The 23,057-nt window shown below is 54.2% G+C and carries 13 protein-coding genes; 4 read left to right on the top strand and 9 right to left on the bottom strand.

Features of this window, described 5'->3' with window-relative positions; genetic code table 11:
* Positions 1–26: 26 nt before the first annotated feature.
* The 5 genes from ACO2Q8_RS07015 to ACO2Q8_RS06995 form a co-directional block, all read right to left on the bottom strand.
* Entirely contained in the window at positions 27–2,744 is a 2,718-nt protein-coding gene (locus tag ACO2Q8_RS07015) for an ABC transporter permease (protein ID WP_423344067.1), read from the bottom strand.
* Positions 2,741–3,079 carry a PadR family transcriptional regulator gene (locus ACO2Q8_RS07010; protein ID WP_423344066.1) on the bottom strand — a complete coding sequence of 113 codons (339 nt, stop codon included), beginning with the start codon at positions 3,077–3,079 and terminating at the stop codon, positions 2,741–2,743. Before ACO2Q8_RS07010 ends, ACO2Q8_RS07015 begins: the two co-directional genes overlap by 4 nt.
* Before the next feature lie 221 nt (positions 3,080–3,300).
* Entirely contained in the window at positions 3,301–4,317 is a 1,017-nt protein-coding gene (locus tag ACO2Q8_RS07005) for a T9SS type A sorting domain-containing protein (RefSeq protein ID WP_423344065.1), read from the bottom strand.
* 94 nt (positions 4,318–4,411) lie between these two features.
* Positions 4,412–5,737: a Gfo/Idh/MocA family protein gene (locus ACO2Q8_RS07000; RefSeq protein WP_423344064.1), complete on the bottom strand. Its 1,326-nt coding sequence runs from the start codon at positions 5,735–5,737 to the stop codon at positions 4,412–4,414.
* Positions 5,738–5,822: 85 nt separating this feature from the next.
* Positions 5,823–6,866 carry an endonuclease/exonuclease/phosphatase family protein gene (locus tag ACO2Q8_RS06995; RefSeq protein WP_423344063.1) on the bottom strand — a complete coding sequence of 348 codons (1,044 nt, stop codon included), beginning with the start codon at positions 6,864–6,866 and terminating at the stop codon, positions 5,823–5,825.
* A 286-nt stretch (positions 6,867–7,152) separates the two neighbouring features.
* Here ACO2Q8_RS06995 and secA point away from each other — a divergent pair, with 286 nt between their 5' ends.
* The 3 genes from secA (at position 7,153) to ACO2Q8_RS06980 (ending at position 12,331) form a co-directional block, all read left to right on the top strand.
* Positions 7,153–10,527 carry a preprotein translocase subunit SecA gene (secA, locus tag ACO2Q8_RS06990; protein WP_423344062.1) on the top strand — a complete coding sequence of 1,125 codons (3,375 nt, stop codon included), beginning with the start codon at positions 7,153–7,155 and terminating at the stop codon, positions 10,525–10,527.
* A gap of 101 nt (positions 10,528–10,628) precedes the next feature.
* Positions 10,629–11,210: a Uma2 family endonuclease gene (locus ACO2Q8_RS06985; protein WP_423344061.1), complete on the top strand. Its 582-nt coding sequence runs from the start codon at positions 10,629–10,631 to the stop codon at positions 11,208–11,210.
* A 176-nt stretch (positions 11,211–11,386) separates the two neighbouring features.
* Positions 11,387–12,331: a 3-oxoacyl-ACP synthase III family protein gene (locus ACO2Q8_RS06980; RefSeq protein ID WP_423344145.1), complete on the top strand. Its 945-nt coding sequence runs from the start codon at positions 11,387–11,389 to the stop codon at positions 12,329–12,331.
* A 106-nt stretch (positions 12,332–12,437) separates the two neighbouring features.
* On the opposite strand, the gene ACO2Q8_RS06975 is transcribed toward ACO2Q8_RS06980, so the two are convergent.
* The 4 genes from ACO2Q8_RS06975 to ACO2Q8_RS06960 form a co-directional block, all read right to left on the bottom strand.
* Positions 12,438–14,393 (bottom strand): M1 family metallopeptidase, encoded by a 1,956-nt coding sequence (locus ACO2Q8_RS06975; RefSeq protein WP_423344060.1) that lies wholly within the window; start codon positions 14,391–14,393, stop codon positions 12,438–12,440.
* Positions 14,394–14,456: 63 nt separating this feature from the next.
* Positions 14,457–14,660, bottom strand: a complete 204-nt coding sequence (locus ACO2Q8_RS06970; RefSeq protein WP_423344059.1) for a hypothetical protein — start codon at positions 14,658–14,660, stop codon at positions 14,457–14,459.
* Position 14,661: 1 nt separating this feature from the next.
* Positions 14,662–16,338, bottom strand: coding sequence for a hypothetical protein (locus ACO2Q8_RS06965; protein ID WP_423344058.1), 1,677 nt, complete (start codon positions 16,336–16,338; stop codon positions 14,662–14,664).
* A complete protein-coding gene (locus ACO2Q8_RS06960) occupies positions 16,335–19,370 on the bottom strand; it encodes an FAD-binding and (Fe-S)-binding domain-containing protein (RefSeq protein WP_423344057.1) in 3,036 nt (1,011 codons plus the stop codon). Before ACO2Q8_RS06960 ends, ACO2Q8_RS06965 begins: the two co-directional genes overlap by 4 nt.
* Before the next feature lie 654 nt (positions 19,371–20,024).
* Here ACO2Q8_RS06960 and ACO2Q8_RS06955 point away from each other — a divergent pair.
* Positions 20,025–23,048, top strand: coding sequence for a SusC/RagA family TonB-linked outer membrane protein (locus ACO2Q8_RS06955; protein ID WP_423344056.1), 3,024 nt, complete (start codon positions 20,025–20,027; stop codon positions 23,046–23,048).
* Positions 23,049–23,057: the final 9 nt, after the last annotated feature.

Below are 23,057 nucleotides of genomic sequence, written 5' to 3'. Positions count from 1 at the left end.
TGTTCAATATTCATTATTCATTAATCTCACTCGCTTCGCAACGTTTTCACCGGATTCATCAGGGCGGCTTTGATACTCTGGAAACTGACCGTCAGCAGGGCGATGCCGACCGCTAGTATCCCGGCGACGGCAAAAATCCACCAAGAAATGTCAATTTTGTAGGCAAAGTCGTCGAGCCACTGGTTGACGGCGTACCAGGCAATCGGCGAGGCAATGACAATGGCGATCAGCACCAGTTTCAGGAAATCTTTCGACAACAGGGCGACAATGCTGGCGACCGACGCCCCCAGCACCTTCCGAACCCCGATTTCTTTGCTCCGCTGTGCAGTTGTATACGACGACAACCCGAACAGCCCCAGCGATGCGATCAGTACGACGAGGAACGAAAAGAACGTGGTAATTTTACCAAACACCTGATCATCCCGGTATTGCCGGTTAAACTGCTCATCCATGAAGAAATACGAGAAATCGTTGCCGGGGAAAAACGCCTGGTATTTCTGCTGAACCTGGTCGATGGTTTTGTCCAGATCCGTCGTTTTGATTTTGAAGGAATAAAAACCGCCATTGGTGTAAAACGGTTGAAAAACAATCGGTTCGATTGGGTGCCGCAGCGACTGCTGGTGAAAATCGCTCACCACACCAACAACCTCCCAGTCCCGACCAAAGAACGAGATTTTCTGACCCACCGCCGAAGCCGCATCCTTTAGTCCCAGCAACCGCACAGTCGAGCGATTGATAATTATATTTTTCACTTTCCGGCCATCCGGATCGGCATCGGTAGGGAGGAAATTCCGACCCGCCAGCATTTTGATCTCGTACGCACCGAAAAAATCAAGGTCAACACCCATCCGGCTGACGGTTACGCCCTTGGTTTCATTTGCCCCTACCCGTTTTACGTTGAACGAACGCGGAAGTCGGTTACCAAACAAGCTCAGGGACGCCGTTGCGGCTTTAATGCCCGTATACCGTTTTACTTCCATTTTAAAACTATTAATCCGTTCAATGGCCGTCGAATCCCAGCGGGTCAGTGCGGGGCCGGAGACGACCAGCATCTGCTCCATGTTAAAGCCGAGGTTTTCTTTCCGCATGTATTCGAGCTGCCGAAACACAATAAACGTCCCGATGATCAGCACTACCGAAGCGGTATACTGAAACACCACCAGCGACTGGCGCACCCAGACGCCTTTCGCCGACCGTTTGAAGCTCCCTTTCAAGACCTGAATGGCCTGAAAAGCCGACAAGGCAAACGCCGGATAAAAACCGGATAGAAACAGGCCCAGCACAAAAACCGCCACCAGCGCCAGCGTCATCCAGCTTCCGCCGTAACCCTGGCCCGTTAGTAACGACAGCGACAGCGGCTTATCAACCAATTGATTCAGAATGGGTTGGAATAAAACCGTCAGTAGCAGCGCCAGCAGCAGCGCGAACAGATTCAGCAAAACCGACTCTGATAGAAACTGCCCGATCAATTGCCCCGAGCTTGCCCCGGCGACTTTACGCACGCCCACTTCTTTGGCCCGCTCCAGCGACCGCGCCGTGGCCAGGTTGATGTAGTTGACCCAGGCAATGAGTAGGATAAAAGCCGCAATGATCAACATCGTCCAAACCGCCTTGCCGTTGTTGACCACGCCGATTTCGTACTCATAATCGGAATCCAAATGCGCCTTTTGCAGGGGTTGCAGGTAGAATTTCTCCACGCTGCCCGATACCTGATCGCCTTTGAAATACCGCTCGCTGAACGCCGGGAATTTGCTCGCCAGACTAGCGGCATCCGCACCCGGTTTTAGTTTCAGGTAATGCCACATATCCGAACCGTCCCAACTGGTTTTCACCCAGTCGCCCCACAACCGGACCAGCGTTTCGTACGAAGCCAGCGCCCCGAATTGCAGGTGCGATGTGGCCGGAACGTCTTGCATAATTCCCGTGATTTGGTACGGTTCCGTATCCAGATCGATGTACAGGGATTGACCAATCAGCCGGGCGTAATCGTTCGGCTGGGCGCCGAAAATCCGTTGGGCATTGCTCTCCGACAACACCAGACTGTTCGGGGCTTTCATCGCCGTTTTCGGATCACCCACCAGCAGGGGAAAGGTGAAAAAAGTCAGGAAATGATTGTCCACATAAAAGAGTTGTTGTTCCTGGAAAATCGATTTATCTTTTCGCAACTTGATCGTTCCACCGTTCGCCATTGTCGTATAGGCATCCACTTCTTGATAATCATTCGCCATCGTTTTGCCGATGGTCGGGTACGTGATGGTCCCGTGCTGAATCAGTTTTCCCTGCTGAAACCGATCGTTGGTGACGCGGTAAATTCGGTCGGCGTCTTTCTGAAACTGGTCGAAATTCAGTTCAAAGCTGACGTATTCCAGAATCATCAGGCAGGCCGTCATTCCAACCACCAGCCCCAGCAGGTTGACCCCCGAAAAAACCTTGTGTTTCAAGAGGTTTCGAAAAGCGATTTTGAGATAATTACGAATCATGACGGGATGCAGGGTTGAGGGTTGGCGGTAGTCTTTTGTACGAGATCGTCGGCGCACGAACGGCGGCAACACCGACACCACATTGAGCACATAGCGCAGCGTCGCCTGCGTTTTTCCGGCGCGCTGGTGCCAGTACGTGTATAGTTCTTCCAGATCCCCCTCGACTTCCTCCAGCGTTTCCGACGGATGAAGCCAGGTTAGAAACCGTTGCGCCCAGCGGGGCGGGGAACCCGGTTTTTCGGAATGGTTTTCAGGCGGTTTCATAACCCGCTTACCTTTAACGCACTCGGTGGTATCAGTTGCCAGAGCTGGTTCCGAAGTTGCTGAATGTCCTGCAAAGCCCGACTTCCCAGCGCGGTCACTTTGAACAGCCGCTTCCGCCGTCCTCCGCGCTCGGCCGTAGCCCCGCCCAGTTCCGACTGCACAAAGCCTTTTTCTTCCAGCCGGATGAGCGTGTTATGAACGGTTCCGAATGTCACCAGTCGTCCCGTATGTTCTTCAAGTTCCTGACTGACCGTCGCGCCGTACGCTTCGCCATCCAGAATAGCCACCATCAACAAAACCACCTCTTCAAATTCACCTAAATAGGTACGACGCATAGCACTTAGGATTAGTCTCTATTTTATCGTACAAATCTGTGGCCAAACTAAAGAAGTGGCGTTTTGTTTCATTTTGAGGGGTTTGCCGTCAGTCAGGTGTCCAGATACGGACACCCGGTTTTTCGGAAACGGACACGCTACCGGCCAAAACCGGTTTTTCCAAAAACAAAAAAGCCGGAAATCATCGGATCTCCGGCTTTTGACGTCCACTTGTTTTCTGACTACTTGGCGATCATTACTTTCACGGCTTTCTGCACGTCCTCGCCTTTGAGCGAACAGAAATACATCCCGGCGGCTACCTCCTGCAAGGTTATTTTGAGTTGGTAGGTGCCAATGCCGTGGTGTTTGCGCGGAACCAGTGTTTGCACGGTGCGGCCCTGGGCATCCACCAGATCGATGCCTGCGTTGCCAGCCGTCAGCAGTTGGTATCGTACCGTCAGTTCGGTCGTCGCCGGATTCGGTGTTACCAACAGTTGCTCGTTCCCGATTTCCTCATCGGTGGTCGAAAGACCAACGGTTTGCCCGGCTATTGTACTTTTGGACGGAGCCGTTGTGACAGCGTTCGGGTCAACCAAACCCGGTTTTTTAAATTCAATGCTATTCTGAGAATCGTTTTTGCAATAGCGCGATTCGGCCCGGACGAACGCTTTAACCGGCGATTGAATGGAAATTTCGTTGTTGATATTGCTGCCAAACTTATTCAGAATTTCTTTCTGAATCTTCTCGCCACTTTCCACAATCCGGATAACGCCCTCCTGCCCGGTCGACGGAAAAGAAAACAACGGAACGGGAACGCCCGCCGTTACGGCACCGACCTCAACCGCTTGGGGTGCCATCCCGACCTGATGAACCGCCACGCCCTCCATCGCGGCCAGCGGAGACATTGCTTTTGATGTAAACAAGTCATTATCGAACACAAAATCCTGCCAGGATCCGTTGATGTTGGTAATTTCCAGTTTAGAATCCCGCCCCGAACCGGCTTCGGGCATTGTAAATCCGTTGGGTGTCAGGATGCTGAATTGCCCGGTTACCAACCGATGCGTACTCGATACGGACGGAATATACCAGGCAGTAATCCGTTGGGTGGTTTTATCATACGTCAGACGAAAATCAACGGTCTGATCCTTAGCAGTTTTTACGGTGCATTGCGCTACGGCAAACCCAATTCCCAGGAATCCGCACCCCGCTATCAATGCCACGTTTCGCAGGACTGCCGTCAGGCTTGTTATGGTTCTCATAAGTTTTAACCAATATTCTTTTGCACAAACATTTTACTTTAGAAGTTTTTAAGTCCCGAAAGTCACCATTCCGGCGATAAAAATGAGCGGATCGTTACACTTTCGGGAGCGTCCAGGTGCCGTGGTAATGCGCTTTCACCAGACGATTGGCTTCTTCGTTATCCACAAGCCGGTTTTGGGCCGAGTCCCAGAAAAGTTTCTGCCCTGTCCGGTAAGCGATGTTGCCCAGATGGGCGTGCAGCGCTACATCCCGTCCCACCTCAACCGGGCAGTTGGGTCGCTGCCGGTTTCGGACACAGGTTACAAAGTTGAGTGTATGCAAATCCAGATCCCGGCCACTCCCAAATTTCGGCGGCTGCGCCGGAACGAGGTAATTGCCCGCTTCCACTTCCGGAAACAACTCCCACTTGGAGCGGTCGATCACCACCGTACCCAGGTTACCAATGAAAGCGACCCCGTGCTCCCGGTCGAACGGGCCGCGCCCGGTGCCGAGCGACTGCTCCCAGAGCAGCGTAAAATTTCCGTAGTCATACACCACCTGCATCGTGTCGGGTGTTTCGCTGGCGTGATCCGGAAAACCGTATTTTCCGCCCAGCGCAACGACGGATTTAGGAGCCGTCACGTTCATGCCCGCCAGCGCAATGTCGATCATGTGGGCCCCCCAGTCGGTCATCAGTCCCCCGGCGTAATCCCAGAAATAGCGAAAGCTGCCGTGAAATCGGTTCGGATTAAACGGTCGTTTTGGGGCCGGACCCAGCCAGAAATCGTAATCGACACCCGCCGGAGCCGGTTCATCGGGTTTGGCCGGAAATATTTTCCCATAAGGCATAAACGCCCAGGTTTTGATGGAACGGATGCGGCCAATCTTCCCGGAGCGCACAAAATCCAGGGCCGCGTTCCAGTGCGGACCGCTCCGTTGCCACTGCCCCACCTGCACGATGCGGTTGTGTTTGCGGGCCGCTTCGACCATCAGGTTGCATTCCTCAATGGAATTTGCCAGCGGTTTTTCGACGTACACGTCCTTCCCGGCCTGGCAGGCCAGGACGGTTTGCAGGCAATGCCAGTGGTCAGGCGTGCCGATAATCACCGCATTGATTTCCTTGTTTTCCAGTAATTTTCGAAAATCGCTGTACAGAACCGGTTTTTTCCCGGTGTTTTTCTCCAATTCCCCGGCGCGTTTGTTCAATACGTTGCTGTCAACATCGCACAAGGCCGCGCAGCGAACGCCCGGCTGTTTGAGCATGGAGGTCAGGTCGGCCCAGCCCATGCTGTGGCAGCCAATCAGCCCGACGACCACCTCGTCGGACGGGGCGGTTTTACTCGAATCGGCCAGCAGATCAGCGGGGAGCGCGGTGCTTAAGCCCAGGCCGGTCGCCAGTTGGGCAGAATGGTGCAGAAAGGTTCGGCGCGAAGTTGCCATAGGGGCGTAGGAAGAATGAAACGACAAAGTAGTATAATCCTACAAAATCTTCTTATTCTTCCAGGTATTTTTTGTTTTATTAGCCTCACAAACTAATCCCGACCTGCACCGGCATGTGGTCGGAGGCATGTTTATACTTATCCCAGATCTTCTGGCCGTCGGGCATTTCCGTAAAAACGCGGGCACTGGTCACCCAAGGTTGCGGGCGGTTTCGGGAATACAGCACGTGGTCGATCCACTCTTTGTGCCAGGTGTTGTTGAAAATCGGGTCGCGGAACGAAGTGGTGTAAATCTTTTCAAACCGCAGATTCTTCTGATCAGCCGGACTCAGGCAATGGTCGAACAGCGCATTGCCCAGGCAGAGATTCGGAGACCAGACCGTGCCCATCAACCGCTCGATGCCGCTGCCCAGAATACGCTTCTCGCTAGCGTCCAGGCCGGGGCCGTCGTTGATGTCGCCACATACTAACAACGGGATGTTTTTGGTGGTGTCGTCGGTCAGGTACTTATTCAAAAACTTCAGCCGAATCTGGGTTGCCTGGGCCAGCAGTTTCCGCCGGTTGGCGTCGGCTACCTCCCACCATTTGCTCCACTCATAAGCATCGAAAATCCCTTTGCTTTTCAGGTGCAGGCCTAAAAAACGCACTGCCTGGCCTCCCGCCGTTCGGACTTCGACATACAGCGGAGAGCGTTCGAAGCGGTAGCGTTCGATTACGCCGTCGTCTTCCGTATCGATGTCAAAAGGCTGAAATTCGGGAAACTGGTCCGGATTCACGGTGTCGAAAAACTTCAACGGATTGGCGGCATCAAATTTGCCGCGATCCGTGCGAATGGCACAGCCGACGAGTTGGGTCGATCCTTTCGTCGGTTGTAGTTTCGTCACCCAGGTTCCGGGCACATCGGTATCGAAAAAGAGTTTCAATTCCCGGTCGCTGTTGGGGCCTTCGACGACGATGACCAAATCCGGGTCGATTTCCCGGATGACACCCGAGAGGTGATCCCGCCGGATGCGAACGGTCGCATCGGAGGCATGTTGCGGAACGGCATTATCCGGCCGGAAGTTGCCGTTGGCGTCGAACAGGTCATTCATCCATTCGACATTCCAGAGTAACACGTTGAACGTTTCCATAGACTTGGAAAAAATTGGTTATCAGTTGTTTAGGAGTTCGCTTCCGAACAGGAAGTGGTCATGCATAAATACCTATTTTTTAGGTAGCCGGACGAAGATGTACCGTTAAGTTTTCGTGGCATTTAGCGAAAGGTAAATCCCCCCGGACGACACTTTCTCCCGGCCTTGAGCCATTTATCCAAAATCTCCGGGTCTGCCGCAATGAAACTGATTCAGAAAATGTTACTATACTATGGCACAAACCCCTAATTTTGCAGAACTTTATTAAAGCTTAATTGACTTTAGAATGATTAACCTCATAACCAAGGGCATTACGAAGCTCTTCGGCACCAAGTCGGACCGGGACATGCGCGACCTGCTTCCGTACGTCGATAAGGTGAACGCGGAGTTTCAAAAATTACAGTCTCTTTCCAACGACGAACTCCGGCATGTGACGGCTGAACTGAAGCAAACCATCGCTCAGCGGTTGCAACCCATCGATATGCAGCTTGCCGACCTCCAACGGCAGGTGGCCGAACAACCCGATCTGGACGTGGATGCCAAACAACGCATCTTCAACCAGGTGGATAAACTCGAAGCCGACCGGAACAAGGAACTGGAAGTGGTCTTGCTCGATATTCTCCCGCAGGCGTTTGCCGTCGTGAAAGAAACCGCCAAACGCTTCAAGGAAAACGAACAACTCGAAGTGACAGCCACTGACTTCGATCACGAACTAGCCGCCCGTAAGAGGCACATCACCATCACCGGCGACAAAGCGTACTGGGCCAATAGCTGGGATGCGGCCGGAACCCAGATCAAATGGGACATGGTCCACTACGACGTGCAGATCATCGGGGGTACGGTTTTGCACCAGGGAAAAATTTCGGAAATGGCCACCGGGGAAGGGAAAACGCTGGTGGCAACGTTCCCGGCGTATTTGAACGCCCTGGCCGGACGTGGTGTACACATCGTTACGGTCAACGACTACCTGGCCAAACGCGACTCCGAATGGATGGCTCCGCTGTTTGAGTTCCACGGCCTGCGCGTCGATTGCATCGATAAACACCAGCCGAACTCGTTTTCGCGTAAACAGGCGTACCTGGCCGATATTACCTACGGAACCAACAACGAATTCGGTTTCGACTACCTGCGCGACAACATGGCGCGGGGTGTCGATGAACTCGTGCAACGCAAGCATCACTACGCAATGGTCGATGAGGTCGACTCCGTGTTGATCGACGACGCCCGGACACCCTTGATTATCTCCGGCCCCGTGCCGCGCGGTGATGAACAGGAATTTGCCGAACTGAAACCGCGCGTGTCCCGCGTGGCCGAAGTACAGCGGAAACTCGTGCAGGACCTGCTGAACGAAGCGAAGAAGAAAATTGCCGCTGGCGACGAGAAAGAAGGCGGTTTGGCCCTCTTCCGCGCCCATCGGGGGTTGCCGAAATACAAACCGCTGATCAAGTATCTCAGTGAAACCGGAATCAAGGCCATCATGCAGAAAACCGAAGCTATTTACCTGGCCGAGAACCAGAAGCTGATGCCCGAAGCCGACAAACCGCTGTATTTCACGATCGACGAGCGGCACAACAGCATCGACCTGACCGAAAAAGGAATCGACTACATCACCGGTTCCGGCGAAGACCCCAACTTCTTTATCCTGCCCGACCTGTCGATTGACATGAACGCGATCGACAAAAATCCGGAGCTGGACGAGAAAGAAAAAATTCTGCACAAGGAAGCGCTGATCCGGGATTACTCGGTCAAAACGCAACGGATCAATACCGTCAACCAGTTGCTGAAAGCGTACTGCTTGTTCGAGATCAACGTCGATTACGTCATCATGGACGGCAAAATCAAGATTGTTGACGAGCAGACGGGCCGGATCATGGAAGGCCGCCGGTGGTCCGACGGTTTGCACCAGGCCGTGGAAGCCAAAGAAGGCGTGAAAGTGGAAGACGCCACGCAGACCTACGCGACGGTGACGCTGCAAAACTACTTCCGGATGTACCACAAGCTGGCCGGGATGACCGGTACGGCCGAAACCGAAGCGTCGGAGTTCTGGACGATCTACAAACTCGATGTCGTCGTGATTCCGACCAACCGGAGCATCATTCGGAAAGACGAAGAAGATAAAGTCTACCGTTCAGTACGGGAGAAATACAACGCCGTCGTAGACGAAATTGTGAGTCTGGTCGAGAAAGGCCGTCCGGTGCTGGTCGGTACGACTTCGGTCGAAAACTCGGAACTGCTCAGCCGGATGCTGTCGCTGCGTAAAATCGCGCACCAGGTTCTGAACGCCAAGCAACACCAGCGGGAAGCCGAAATTGTGGCCGAAGCCGGAAAACCGGGTACGGTGACGATTGCGACGAACATGGCTGGTCGGGGAACCGACATCAAGCTGACGCCGGAATCGAAGGCGGCCGGAGGTCTGGCCATCGTCGGGACGGAACGGCACGAATCCCGGCGCGTCGACCGCCAGTTGCGCGGCCGGTCGGGTCGGCAGGGCGACCCCGGTACGACGCAGTTCTTCGTGTCGCTGGAAGACAGCCTGATGCGGTTGTTCGGTTCCGACCGGATTGCCAAAGTCATGGACCGGATGGGGCTGGAAGAAGGCGAAGTGATTCAGCACTCGATGATTACGAAGTCCATCGAACGGGCGCAGAAGAAAGTCGAAGAAAACAACTTCGGCATCCGGAAGCGACTGCTCGAATACGATGACGTGATGAACTACCAGCGCGAGGCCATCTACAAACGCCGTCGAAACGCCCTGTTTGGCGACCGGCTGGCGCTCGACATCGCCAACACGATGTACGATGTCTGCGAAGACCTGGTCAACAACTCGGAAGGCAATTACGACGAACTGGCCCTGCAAACGCTGACGGCGCTCGGTTTTGAACTGAGCCTGAGCCGCGACGAATTTGGCCGCCTGAAGCCGAAAGACCTTACGCAGAAGCTGTACGAAGAAGCCGACCGGCATTATCACGCGAAGAACAACGCCATCCGGGAAAAATCAGCGCCGATTTTGCAGGCCATCCTGGCCGAGCGGGGCGCGACGATTCAGGACATTGTGGTCCCGTTCTCCGACGGACTCCGCGAACTGACGGTGGTGGCCAACCTCCGCAAAACCGTCGAGACCGAAGGCCGCGAGCTGATCACGGAGATGGAAAAAGCCGTCTCGCTCTCGGTCATCGATCAGGAGTGGAAAGAGCACCTGCGCGAGATGGACGACCTGAAGCAGTCGGTGCAGAATGCGGTTTTTGAACAGAAAGATCCGTTGCTGGTCTACAAGTTCGAGTCGGTGGAACTGTTCAAGCGGTTTTTGAGCAAAGTCAATTTCGATACGATCAGTTTCCTGACCAAAACGGATATTCCGGGCCAGGAAGCCGAAGAGGTGCAGCAGGAAGTCCGGCAGGCTCCGCCCCAGCGTCGTCCGGAGCCGCAGCCCCAACTGCATACCAACAAAGAGGAACACGACGAGCCCGTGGCCGGTGGTCCGCAGGAATACGCCCGGAAGATGGCGACGGCCGAGAAACAAGCTCCGGTTCGGGCGGTGAAAGTGGCCAACCGCAACGAGAAGGTGAACGTTCAGTACATGGACGGCACCATCAAGCGGGATGTCAAATACAAAGTCGTTGAAAACGACGTGCAAAGCGGCCGGGCGGTGTTGATTGACTAAAGGGTTTGGGCAGAGGGGTAAGGGCAGAGGGTGCTTCGCAACAATAGAACGCGTCAGCCACCCTCTGCCCTTACCCCTCTGCCCTCTGCAAAAACAAAACTATGTCTGCCCAACCGAAACCTTACTACAACCCGGAAGTTTACCTGGAACTTGAGCGCCAAGCCGCGCACAAGAGCGAATATTTCCGGGGCGAAATCTTCGCGACGGCCGGGGCCTCCCGGAACCATAACCGGATCAAGGAAAATCTTTCCATTGGAATTGGCTCTTATTTAAAAGGGAAACGCTGTCAGAGTTTTTCCTCTGACATGCGGCTTCACATTCCTTCCAACGGATTATACACGTATCCCGATCTGGTAGTAGTTTGCGGAGAGCCGCAAATGCTGGATGCCGCCTTCGACACGCTGCTGAATCCAACGATTATTGTTGAAGTCTTATCGGAAAGTACCAAGAATTACGACCGGGGCGAGAAGTTTGCGCTGTATCGCCAGCTTCCGTCTTTCCGGGAATACCTTCTCATCGATTCAGAAGCGGTCCGGGCCGAAGCCTGGTTCAAACCGGAGGACGGTTTCTGGACACTTCGGCAGGAAACCGGGCAGATTGAGGATTCGCTAACGATTCAGACGCTCGATTTCACGCTCCCGCTCCGGGACATGTATGACCAGACGGTCGGTTTGCTTCCATAGCATCATGTGAAGGCGAATCCGCCTTGTTTTCACCGCAAAATAGGTAACGACATTTACCCCATAAAGAAAGAAAGATTTTGTAGTATTGTTCCAATTTTCAATACTACGCTTTCCCGGAAATACTTAATTTTCGGTGTGGAATCCACTTGGGTGGTTCCTTTCTTTCATTTCGTATGATGTATATTCATGCAGTTAGCCACTACCTGCCCAGTGAAGTAGTTGGTAACGAACACTTTACCAAGCTCAATGGATTATCGAGCGAATGGATTATCGAACGTACCGGGATTCGCGAGCGACGCAAAGCAGCTCCTGACGAAAATACAAACACCATGGCGCTGGAAGCCGTCCGGCGTCTGTTCGACCAAACGACCCTTGCTCCTTCCCAAATCGATCTGATCGTCGGCGCCACCTACACCCCATACGATACCATCGTTACCCTGGCTCACGTGGTTCAGCACAACCTGGGCGTTCCCGACATTCCGGTGGTTTCCATCTCGACGGCTTGCTCCTCCCTGATCAACGCCATCGAAGTGGTCGAAGGGTATTTTGCGATGAACAAAGCCTCGCTGGCGGTGGTCGTCGTTTCGGAACACAACACGGCGTATAACAACGAAACCGATACCATCTCGGGTCATTTGTGGGGAGACGGCGCTTCGGCGTTGCTGATTTCAAAAGAGCGAATCAGCGACGGCGACATGACCATCCACACGATTATTACGGGTGGAGCCGCCACCAGTGGCAAAGCTACCACCGGCGTGATGTTGAAACCGCTGGAACAAGGCGTGAGTATGCCCCACGGCCGCGATGTGTTCATCAACGCCTGCCAGTACATGCCCAAGGTGAGCATGCAGGTGCTCGAAAAGCACAACCTGACGATCGACGATGTGGCCTACCTGATTCCGCACCAGGCCAACCTGCGGATCAGCATGAATGTAATCAACACGCTGAAACTGCCCGAATCCAAGTTGCTTTCCAATATTCAAAAGTTGGGCAACACCGGCTGCGCAGGCTGCGCCATCGCGCTCTCCGAAAACCGGTCGATCTTCCAAAAGGGCGACAAAATTGTGCTGACGGTATTCGGGGGCGGCTATTCCTTCGGCGCGATGCTCGTTGAAGCGTGAAAAGAATGATGACGGGGTCGCCCGTGCGATTATGAATGATGAGTTATGAATTAATGCGCTGCGGTAGCCCACTCATAATCCATCATTCATACTTCATAATTGCTTTCTAGTTTGCTGTCGATGACGACGGGGCGTTGTTGCGCCAGGTGTTGTTTTTCGGATTGATATCCGGAAGTTGTTCATCCGGATCGATGGTGACGGACCGAATTGGCGCGGTGGTCGGCTGCTTGAAGCTCCAGGTGCCGCCCCGCTGCCATACCTCGACCGGCAGGTTGACCCGCGTTTTCTTACCGCCTACTTCTTCCACCTCGATAATCACGGGCATCGCCCATTTCTCCAGGTTTTCGATGGTAATCACCGAGCCTTTTTGCGGGTCCTGCTCGACGTAGCGCACGTCTTTCACGGCCTGATCCAGTTTCCAGGTTTCGTAGAAATAACCGCGCCAGAACCAGCCCAGGTCTTCCCCGGCCGCGTCTTCCATCGTCCGGAAAAAGTCGTACGGCGTCGGGTGTTTGAACGCCCAGCGGTTTACGTAGGTCTTGAACGCATAATCGAACCGCTTCGGTCCCAGCACCACGTCGCGCAGGAGTTTCAGACCCATCCCCGGTTTGTAGTAGCCCATGATGCCCAAACTAAGCGGTTGCAGCACGTCGGGCGTGGTCATGATCGGTTCGTCGTTGTTGAACAGGGCCGGAGCCAGGTCGTGCATCGTACCTTTCGGGCGGTTGTATTCACCTTTGTTGAAGTTTTCGGTGGATAAAATATTGATGAACGTATCGAAGCCTTCGTCCATCCAGGCGAACTTCCGTTCGTTATTGCCCACAATCATCGGGAACCAGTTGTGCCCGAATTCGTGGTCGGTAACGCCCCAGAGCGCATCTTTCTTGTCGCGCCGGTCGCAGAACACGATGCCCGGGTATTCCATGCCGCCCACAATCCCGGCCACGTTGGTTGCAACCGGATATGAGTATTCAAACAGGTAGTTCGAGTAAAATTCAATGCAGCCTTTGACGTATTCCGTTGAGCGGTTCCAGGAGTCGTCGGTCGCGCTTTCGACCGGGTAGGCCGACATCGCCAGCGCCTTTTTGCCGCTCGGCAGGTTAATGCGGGCCGCATCCCAGACGAAGGCTTTCGAAGTCGCCCAGGCCACATCGCGGGCGTTCTGGCACCGAAACCGCCAGGTCAGTCGACCCGACTGCTTCGGGCGGCTTTGCGGATCGTTTACTTCGTCTTTGGCCCGGAGCAACACGGTTTTATCGCTGGTGCGGGCCTGCGCGAGCCGCCGTTGCTGCTCGGCGGTCAAGACATCCTGCGGGTTCAGCAATTCGCCGGAACCGACCACTAGGTGGTTCCAGGGCACATCGATGGCGTACTCAAAATCGCCGTATTCGAGGTAAAACTCACCCGCGCCCAGGTAAGGCAACACGTTCCAGCCCTCAATGTCGTCGTATACGCACATGCGCGGATACCACTGCGCCATCTCGTAAATCAGCCCATTGCGAGTTTGCGAGGTTCCCATCCGGTCGGAGCCGTAAGCCGGTATCTTGAACGAATACTCGATTTTCAGTTTGATTTCGCCCCCGGTTTTGAGCGGTTCGGCCAGCCGGACCTGCATCCGGGTGTCGGTCACCAGAAAATCAGCGGCTTTGTTTTTGCCCTGATCGACCGTTACGGACTGAATGGCGTACCCACCCGCAAAACCGGCATTTCCGTAGCGACCACCACGCACCGGCGTCGTTTTGGCCGCCCGTGATGTGTCGGCAAAGGCATTCTGATCCAGTTGAAGCCACAAAAACGGCAGGGCTTCGGGACTGTTGTTTTTGTACGTAATTTCGACATCACCACTCAACACATTATTCTCCTCGTCCAGACTGACGTTGATTTTATAATCGGCACGGTTTTGCCAGTAGCGCGGTCCGGGCGATCCACTGCCTGTCCGATAATCATTCCCTGGCTGCATGTTGAACAACGGATGAAATAACTCGTGCGGATCGTATTTCGATTGTGCCCGAACCTGCGTAAGTACGCAAACGAGGCTAATTCCCAAAAACAGTTTATTCATGAAGTTGATTAGTAGTACTTGTTCATATAACGTTGAAACCGGGTTGTCCTACCTGTTTTCGGCTTACATTTTGAACCAGTCGCGCCAGGTAGCCGGTCGTCGGCCGAGGCAACTGTGACCAATTGCCAGCAGGATGTTGATCAGAATTCCGCTACCAATTATAGCAATTCTACCCCACCGGGTGGGAGCCATAAAAAACAATACGGCGGTTCCGAGCCAGGTAACCACCATCAGAACCGCCAGGAACGCTTTCAAAAATTTCACCATCTCACGGGTCCGACCGCAAGGTAACGCCGGACGGATTGGCCAACAGTTCCGGCCGAATCAGCAAATAGCCGTTCGGTTCCGGTGCTTTCAGCCGCACAAAACCGCCCGCTTCAGCTTTAGGCAAAAACGCGGCAAAACCGCGATCCTGTGCAAAATACCGTTGCATGTCGCGGGTCATCAGGATGAAGTTCACTTTCTTCTCCTCCAGAAAACGACCAAAGTCGGTATTTGGTTGGTACAATTCGACCTGAATCCAGTGCGGTTTTTGTTCGCGACCGTACAGAAACACCCGGTACCACTCCCGCTCCAGCGAAGTTACCGGCCCAGTGAGCTCCAGGGAACGAATAAACCGAATGTTGTCGGCCACGGGCGTCGGGCGGATTTCTTTTTGCTGCTGCGAAGCCTGGTAGATCACCCAAACCATCATCAGACTCGCCAGCGTACCGAGCCAAACCGGCGATTGCATCACGCGCAACTTAATGTGCCCCAGGAAAAAAGCGATGATGGTCACCAGGGCGACCGCGTGGAAATATAAGTAATGCGTTCGCGGAAAAACCAGCACCACGGACCCGAGCGACGGCAGCAGCAGAATCAGGAAAGCCAGTTCCCGGACCGTCAGCCGAATGCCTTTCCGAGTCAGTTGCCGGATAGTTCCCCGCCAGTCGATCAGCCCGAAAACAATACCGGCCAGCAAAGCCGCCAGAATCCATTTGCGGTACGGCGAGTTGAGATGATTCAACGGCGTTTCGAAAAAAAGACTACCTAACACCCGAAATTCGGCTTTGGTGGTGTTGGTGATATTCATCCAGAAATGCCGGAGTACAAGGTCCGGATGCACTCGAAACGCGTCGCGCATGGACTTCACCTCCGGTCCGAACACCGCGGCAATCAGCTCGAACTGTTGGATGATGGGAATGTCGATCGGGCGGTTATTCCAGGTGTTATAGTTGATGCTGAAATGCTGCACGAAAGCATCGAAGCTCCGGTCGCTGCCCTGTTCACGCTGCGCCAGCGGGTTACCAAACAAAAACCGCATCACTACGATGCAGACAATGACACCCACAAGGCCCGACCAGGCGCTGGCAGAACGGTAATTGCCCCGCAGTTTTGGCAGCAGGAATGTGCCGAGGGCCAGCCCCAGTGCAATGAGCATCGTGACGTAAAACTCCGGCCGGACGTAGGCACAGAACAAGGACGTCAACGCCGTGATCAACAGCACACTGCGCGCCGACCAGCTCCGGGCCTGAATAACGCACAAACCCGCCAGCATCAGGCAAAGCGTAAACGCCGAGATGCGCGGGTCGAGCAGTACGTTGAGCGTTGAAAACTGAAAACAGAGCGCGCAAAACAGGCTGACGGAAAAACCGGACTTTCGCAGATACAGGTACAAAAACAGCAACGCGCCCGTCAGGATGATCAAAAGCCGCCAGTTTAGGTAAAACAGGTCGAGCGTGTCGGGCGTAAACAAGTGCAGAAACCACAGCCAGGCGGCATACAGCGAGCCCCATTGCGCCAAATACGGATCAGGTGGAAAGGTGTAGGCCAGCCCCGAAGCCAGGTAGGTCATTTCGTCGCCAAAGACGACGTCGTACCGTCCCGGCAGGTTGTGGGTCAGGGCCAGCCCGGCCACGATCAGTAGCCCGACGCCCGCCAGCGACCCCATCAGTCGGTTTTTCATGCGTCGGTGGCTAGCGCTTCGTAGAGAATTTCGGCCGGGTGTTTGGCTTTGCGCCCGGTACCATCCTTGATCTGGTGGCGGCAACTGGTTCCGGCGGCCGCAATGATCACCTCCTCCGGCTGCTGACGCACCGTCGGGAACAACACCAGTTCGCCGATTTTCATGGATACTTCATAATGCTCTGCTTCGTAGCCGAACGACCCGGCCATGCCGCAGCAGCCCGACGGAATCAGGTGGACTTCATAGTTTTCAGGCAACGACAGCAATTTCTTCGACGGCACCAGCGACGAGACGGCTTTCTGCTGGCAATGGCCGTGCAGTTTGATCAAGCGTTTTTCGGTCGTAAAGGCGGTTTTCGGAATCGCCTCCTTATCGATTTCACGGGCCATAAACTCTTCAAACGTCAGGGCGCTTTCGGCAATCCGCCGGGCGTCGGGCAGCAGCGACTCATCGACCAGATCCGGGTACTCATCGCGGAACGCCAGAATGGCCGACGGCTCGATACCCACCAACGGCGTTTCGGTCGTAATCAGGTCTTTCAACATCCGGATGTTCTTCTCCGCCAGTCGTTTAGCCTGCCGCAGCAAGCCCTTCGACAAAGCCGCCCGCCCGCTTTCGCCGTGCTCCGGAAGGATCACCTCATAACCGAGCCTTTCCAGCAAAAGAATCGCTTTCTGCCCCACTTCCACGTCGTTGAAGTTGGTGAACTCGTCGCAGAACAGGTAGACTTTTTGGGCAGAGGGCAGAGGGCGCGGGGCATGGGGCAAAGGGTTTGTGGCAAAGGGTGACGCTCCCTCTCCCCCACGCCCCATGCCCTCTGCCCTCTGCCCTCTGCCCTCTGCCCCGCGCCCCTTCGCCCACTTCCGCAAGGTCGTCGACTGCAGCAGCGGCATGGTGCGGTCGGGGTGAAAACCGATGACGCGGTTGGCAACGCGCCGGAGCGACTCGGTGCCCAGCACGGCGTTGTACGCCCACGGAACCACCGACGCCAAGCCCGACAGGCTCGCAAAGTTGGCAATCAACCGGCTACGCACCGGGACGCCGTTGGCATCCTGGTAATGCTGCAAAAACTCCATTTTCAACTTCGCCACATCGACATTCGACGGGCATTCGGCCTTGCAGCCTTTACAGGCCAGGCAGAGGTCGTAAACCTCCTTAATTTCGTGATTATCGAAGCGGTTTTCTTTCGTCGACAGCGTCAGCATCTCGCGCAGAATGTTGGCCCGCGCCCGCGTGGTTTCCTTCTCGTTGCGGGTTGCCATGTAGCTCGGGCACATCGTGCCGCCCGACAAATGCGTTTTGCGGCAGTCGCCGGAACCGTTGCACTGTTCGGCGTGTTGCAGGATGTTCTGATCGTGGTAGCGGAAAAACGTCTTAAACGCGGGCGTTTGCTGCCCGGCTTCGTACCGCAGAAACGTGTCCATCGGGGGCGTTTCCACGATTTTTCCGGGATTAAAAATACCGTACGGGTCCCAGGCCTGCTTGAGTTCCCGCATCAGTTCGTAATTTTTTGGCCCCACCATCAGCGGAATAAATTCACCCCGCAGCCGCCCGTCGCCGTGTTCGCCCGAGAGCGAACCATCGTATTTTTTGACCAACCGGGCAATTTCTTCGGCAATCAGCCGGTATTGCTGGTGGCCTTCCTCGGTTTTCAGGTTAATGATCGGCCGCAGGTGAATCTCGCCCGACCCCGCGTGGGCGTAATGCACCGCCGACATCCCGTGTTTGGTCAGAATCTGGTTGAACTCGCGAATATAATCGGGCAAATCATGGACATCGATGGCGGTATCCTCAATTACGGCGACGGCTTTGGCGTCGCCGGGCAGGTTCGCCAGCAGCCCCAAACCGGCTTTTCTGAGAGTCCAGATTTTTTTGGTGTCCTCGCCGAACAGAATCGGAAAGTGGTAGCCCAGACCAGCCGCCCGCATTTCGGCTTCCATATTGGCCGCCCGCTGTTCAATCTCGGCCCGGTTGTCGGCACCCAGTTCCACCACCAGAATAGCGCCCGGATCGCCCTGGACGAAGAAGCGATTTTTGCGCTGTTCGATGTTGTCTTTCGTACATTCCAGAATATAGTGGTCGATTAGCTCGACGGCCCGGGGCTGGTAGTTGAGCGCAATCAGATTGGCCCGCAGCGACTCGTCTACGTCGTGAAAATGCACGCATACCAACCCAAGTTCTTTCGGCGGCAGCGGCACGACGTTCAGTTTGATCTCGGTCAGGAAACAAAGTGTTCCCTCCGAACCGGCAATCAGTTTACAGAAGTTAAACGGATCGGCGCCCTCGGTAAACGGTTCGGTTTCGAGCAGCTCGTCCAGCGCGTAGCCGGTATTGCGCCGTTCGATGCTTCGTTTCGGAAACTGCCGCCGAATTTCGGCCTGATTGGCCGGATTCGCCAGAATCTCGTTGGTTTTCAGGTAAATTTTGTCCAGCAACGAAGCACTACCGTTTTTCTGTGTGCCCGTATTGATCAATTGATGGAATTGGCTGGTAGGCAGGGGACCAAATTCGGCTTCGCTCCCATCGGCCAGCAGAGCCTTCACCGACAGCAGATGTTCCCGCGTCGACCGATAGACGACCGAGTTGGAACCGCAGGAGTTATTCCCCACCATTCCGCCGATCATAGCGCGGTTGGCAGTCGAGGTTTCCGGCCCAAAAAACAAACCGTACGGTTTCAGGAACAGGTTCAGTTCATCGCGCACCACACCCGGCTGCACCCGCACCCAACGCTGCTGCTCATTCAATTCCAGGATTTTGGTGAAGTATTTCGATACATCCACAATGATCCCATTGCCGACGACCTGCCCGGCCAGCGAGGTCCCGGCCGTCCGGGGAATCAGCGATGTGCGGTTTTCCCGGGCAAACGCAATCAGTTTCTTCAGATCACCGAGCGACTTGGGAACGGCCACGGCCAGTGGCATCTCCCGGTAAGCCGACGCATCGGTAGCATATAAGGTGCGGTGCGTAGTATCCGTATGAAACTCACCGTCTAACTGGGCAGCAAGTTGTTGTAACGTCTCCTGACTAATCATAATAGCCTCAATCAGAACCAAGGGTGGGTGGTCTGCCAGAATTTTACCGGTTTTTGCCCGTAAAGGTACGAATTTTTCCGGTATGCTGACCGAAGCCGGGAAAGAGATCGACAATTCTAATATTTAAATAATCCAATTTACGCAGGAAAAGTTTTCATGCATCCATCCCGCATAAAACCGGCTGATGTATCAGCATATTATCGCCCTTCTACCCCACCGTGTGGTATTTTTATTTCCGATATGCCCAATCGTTTTCTGACAATTAGTAAATAAAATAATTCCCAGAATAATTTTACCTGCCCTATTATTGTATTATACAGATTATTTATTGTAATTTGCTCAATCAGATCAAAAATATGTTCTATAAAATGTAAGGAAGATTCTAACGTATACACTGAACAACTAAATTTATTCGACCCAAAAATCAGTTAATACATTGATTAACTGTTGGTTTATCACAGCGACTCTCTAAACGTTTTGTTGCCATATTCTTAAATCTGAATCCTAGTACTTTCTTCTAACCATTCAATCCAAATTAGTGAACCTATGATGAATCCTTTTATCCGATTCAATCATGAACGCAGGGGAGTTAACCGTCCGGGCGATTCTGCGGCTTACCAAAGCCGCCGGAAAGGTGGACTACCCTCTCTTCTTTTGACTCTTGCGTTCATTTTTTGCCTGGCTCAGTCCGAGGCCTTTGCTCAGGATCGTACCGTAACAGGGACGGTTACATCAGCCGAAGAGAAAGTAGGTCTACCGGGTGTTACCGTTCAAATCAAGGGAACGACGCGTGGTACGACGACCGATGCCGACGGGAAGTATACGCTCAGCAACGTGCCCGATAATGCAACATTGGTGTTTAGCTTTATTGGGTTGCAAAACCAGGAAATTGCCGTGGGAAACCGTTCCGTTGTGGATGCCTCCCTGACATCGGACACCAAATCACTGGAGGAGGTGGTTGTCGTGGGGTACGGTACGGCCAAACGCAAAGACCTGACCGGCTCGGTACAGCAGGTGACAGCCAAAGAATTTAACCCCGGTATTGTTCCGAACCCGTTGCAGGCCATCCAGGGGAAGGTCGCCGGTTTGGTTATTACGCTGCCTTCGGGTGACCCGAACCAGGCTCCGACGGTCCGCTTGCGGGGCTATACGTCGCTGGCGGGTGGAAGCGATCCGCTCTATGTGGTCGACGGCGTCATCGGCGTCCCGATCCAGACGGTTTCGCCGACCGATATCGAGTCGATGGATGTGTTGAAAGATGCGTCGGCTGCGGCCATTTACGGTTCACGGGCCGCCAACGGGGTCATCATCGTAACGACCCGTCGCGGAAAATCCGGCCGGGCCACGGTAACGTTTAACAACTACGTCGGGGTCGAAACCATCTCACGTCGCCTGGAACTGCTGGATGCGCAGGGATACCGGGATGCGGTTACGAAGATCAAAGGCGCTTCGGCCCTGACTTCCGACCGGATTCGCTTTCCGGCGGGTAATTACGATACCGACTGGGTAGACGAGATTACAAGAACCGGTTTCACGACCAACCACGACCTGGCGATTTCGGGCGGTTCACCAGCCTTTAGCTACCGGGGGTCGGTCAACTACATCGGTCGCGATGGGATTATCAAAAATACCGGTTTCGACCGGTTGACAGCCCGGATCAACCTGGATCAGAAAGCCCTCGACAACCGGCTGAACATCCAGTACAATTTAACCGTGACCAACACGAATTCAAAACTGAACGACGACGGTATCATTGCCCGCGCCGTGACCTTCCTGCCGACGCTGCCGGTGGTTGACCCCACTGGAGCCAACAACATCGGCGGTTATTACGAAGTGGGGGGTAGCTTCGATTTGTTCAACCCGGTCGCCATGCTGAACAACCAGAAATTCGATCAGCAGAAACGCCTGCTGATTGGGGGTCTTAACCTGCGGTACGAAGTCATCGACGGACTGACACTAGGCGTGAACGGGGCTTTCCAGAACGAAAACACCGACGAAAGCCGTTCCCGCGACCGCAATATCAAGGCGTTCCAGGGTACCAACGGCGAAGCGTACCGGAAAATGGATCAGAACAACAACAAACTGCTCGAACTGACGGCTACCTATACCAAGCAGTTTGGTCAAAACAACAGCAACTTCTCGGTGTTGGGCGGTTATTCGTACCAGGACATCATTTATGACGGTTTTCAGGCCCGGAACACGCAGTTCCTGACCAGCTCGCTGTCGTACGATAACCTGGGCCTTGGTTCTGGAACGCTGGTAAGTCCCGCGTCCAACTACGCGACGTCCTACCGCAACCGGACCACGCTGGTATCTTTCTTCGGCCGGGCCACGGTGAACATGAACGACAAGTATAACCTGACCGCGACGCTGCGTCGCGACGGTAGCTCGAAGTTCGGGGCCAACAACAAATGGGGTCTTTTCCCGTCAGTGGGTGCGGGCTGGACGCTGTCCAACGAAGATTTCTTCCCGAAATCGACGACGCTGAACTACCTGAAACTGCGGCTGGGCTGGGGACAAACCGGAAACTCCGAAGGTTTGAAACCGTACCAATCACTTCAGTTGTACGGCCAGAAAGGAACCTATTACGATGGTAGCCTAGGCGACTTCCTGCCGGGTTACGGTATTTCCCAAAACGCCAACCCGAACCTGAAATGGGAGGTACTGACGACCTCGAACGTCGGTCTCGATTTCCAATTGCTGAACGGTCGCTTCTCCGGAACGCTTGAGTATTATAACAAAACGACCAAAGACATGCTGTACCGGTATTCGGTACCGGCGGATGGGGTAAATTACTTTACCAACTTCATCTGGGCCAACGTCGGAACCATGCGGAACCGGGGTGTCGAACTCTCGTTCGGCGGGGACATCATCCAGAAAGGCGATTTCGCCTGGAACTCGCGTATCGTAGGTGCTTACAACAAAAACACCATCGTCAACCTGAAAAGCGAGGATTTCGACTCGGGTCTGATCCGTTTCAATGCCTTTGGTGGTCGGGGTCTGTCAGATGTGTTTGCGTCGTACCTGTGGCCGGGTCGTCCGCTGGGTGAGTTCAACAACGTGCCCACGTTTGTAGGCTATGGCGCTGACGGAAAACCGCTGTTGAAACCGGGTTCGGGTGATCAGCCGACAACCGATGTGAGCCAGTCCGATGCTGCCGCCGGAATTGCGGCTGGCAATCCGGTTGCACAGGGTAATCCGCAGCCGTTCCTGACGGGTTCGTTTATCAATACATTTACGTACAAAGGTTTCGACCTTAACTTCCAGCTTCGCGGTTCGTTTGGCAATAAAATCCTGAACAACTTGCGCTCCAACCTGCTGATTCCGGGTTCCATCCTGGAAACCAACATGTTGCAGGGCGTAACGGACCTGCCGAACGAATACGGTACGAACGTGTTGTCGACGTACTGGCTGGAAAATGGTACGTATGTCCGGCTGGACAACTGGCAAATTGGCTACAACGTCCCGACGAAGAGCAAGTACCTGTCGGCGGCCCGGATTTACATCGGCGGTAACAACCTGTTTACGCTGACGCAGTATAAGGGTGTCGATCCGGAACTTCAGGTGAAGGCCGATTTGCAAAACGAAAGCCAGGCTCCCAACAATATCGGGATGGACTTCAGCAACATTTATCCGAAAACCCGTTCGTTCCAGTTGGGTGTTAACCTGACCTTCTGACCGGCGTAA

This window comes from Larkinella sp. VNQ87, from assembly GCF_049445795.1.
GTDB lineage: Bacteria > Bacteroidota > Bacteroidia > Cytophagales > Spirosomataceae > Larkinella.
The sequence above is the reverse complement of the archived record's forward strand: the minus strand, read 5'-3'. Positions and strand labels throughout refer to the sequence as shown.

Excerpts from the sequence above, each read along its gene's own strand:
- ACO2Q8_RS07015 (WP_423344067.1), bottom strand. The coding sequence starts at position 2,744 with ATGAAACCGCCTGAAAACCATTCCGAAAAACCGGGTTCCCCGCCCCGC.
- ACO2Q8_RS07010 (WP_423344066.1), bottom strand. The coding sequence starts at position 3,079 with ATGCGTCGTACCTATTTAGGTGAATTTGAAGAGGTGGTTTTGTTGATG.
- ACO2Q8_RS07005 (WP_423344065.1), bottom strand. The coding sequence starts at position 4,317 with ATGAGAACCATAACAAGCCTGACGGCAGTCCTGCGAAACGTGGCATTG.
- ACO2Q8_RS07000 (WP_423344064.1), bottom strand. The coding sequence starts at position 5,737 with ATGGCAACTTCGCGCCGAACCTTTCTGCACCATTCTGCCCAACTGGCG.
- ACO2Q8_RS06995 (WP_423344063.1), bottom strand. The coding sequence starts at position 6,866 with ATGGAAACGTTCAACGTGTTACTCTGGAATGTCGAATGGATGAATGAC.
- secA (WP_423344062.1), top strand. The coding sequence starts at position 7,153 with ATGATTAACCTCATAACCAAGGGCATTACGAAGCTCTTCGGCACCAAG.
- ACO2Q8_RS06985 (WP_423344061.1), top strand. The coding sequence starts at position 10,629 with ATGTCTGCCCAACCGAAACCTTACTACAACCCGGAAGTTTACCTGGAA.
- ACO2Q8_RS06980 (WP_423344145.1), top strand. The coding sequence starts at position 11,387 with ATGTATATTCATGCAGTTAGCCACTACCTGCCCAGTGAAGTAGTTGGT.
- ACO2Q8_RS06975 (WP_423344060.1), bottom strand. The coding sequence starts at position 14,393 with ATGAATAAACTGTTTTTGGGAATTAGCCTCGTTTGCGTACTTACGCAG.
- ACO2Q8_RS06970 (WP_423344059.1), bottom strand. The coding sequence starts at position 14,660 with ATGGTGAAATTTTTGAAAGCGTTCCTGGCGGTTCTGATGGTGGTTACC.
- ACO2Q8_RS06965 (WP_423344058.1), bottom strand. The coding sequence starts at position 16,338 with ATGAAAAACCGACTGATGGGGTCGCTGGCGGGCGTCGGGCTACTGATC.
- ACO2Q8_RS06960 (WP_423344057.1), bottom strand. The coding sequence starts at position 19,370 with ATGATTAGTCAGGAGACGTTACAACAACTTGCTGCCCAGTTAGACGGT.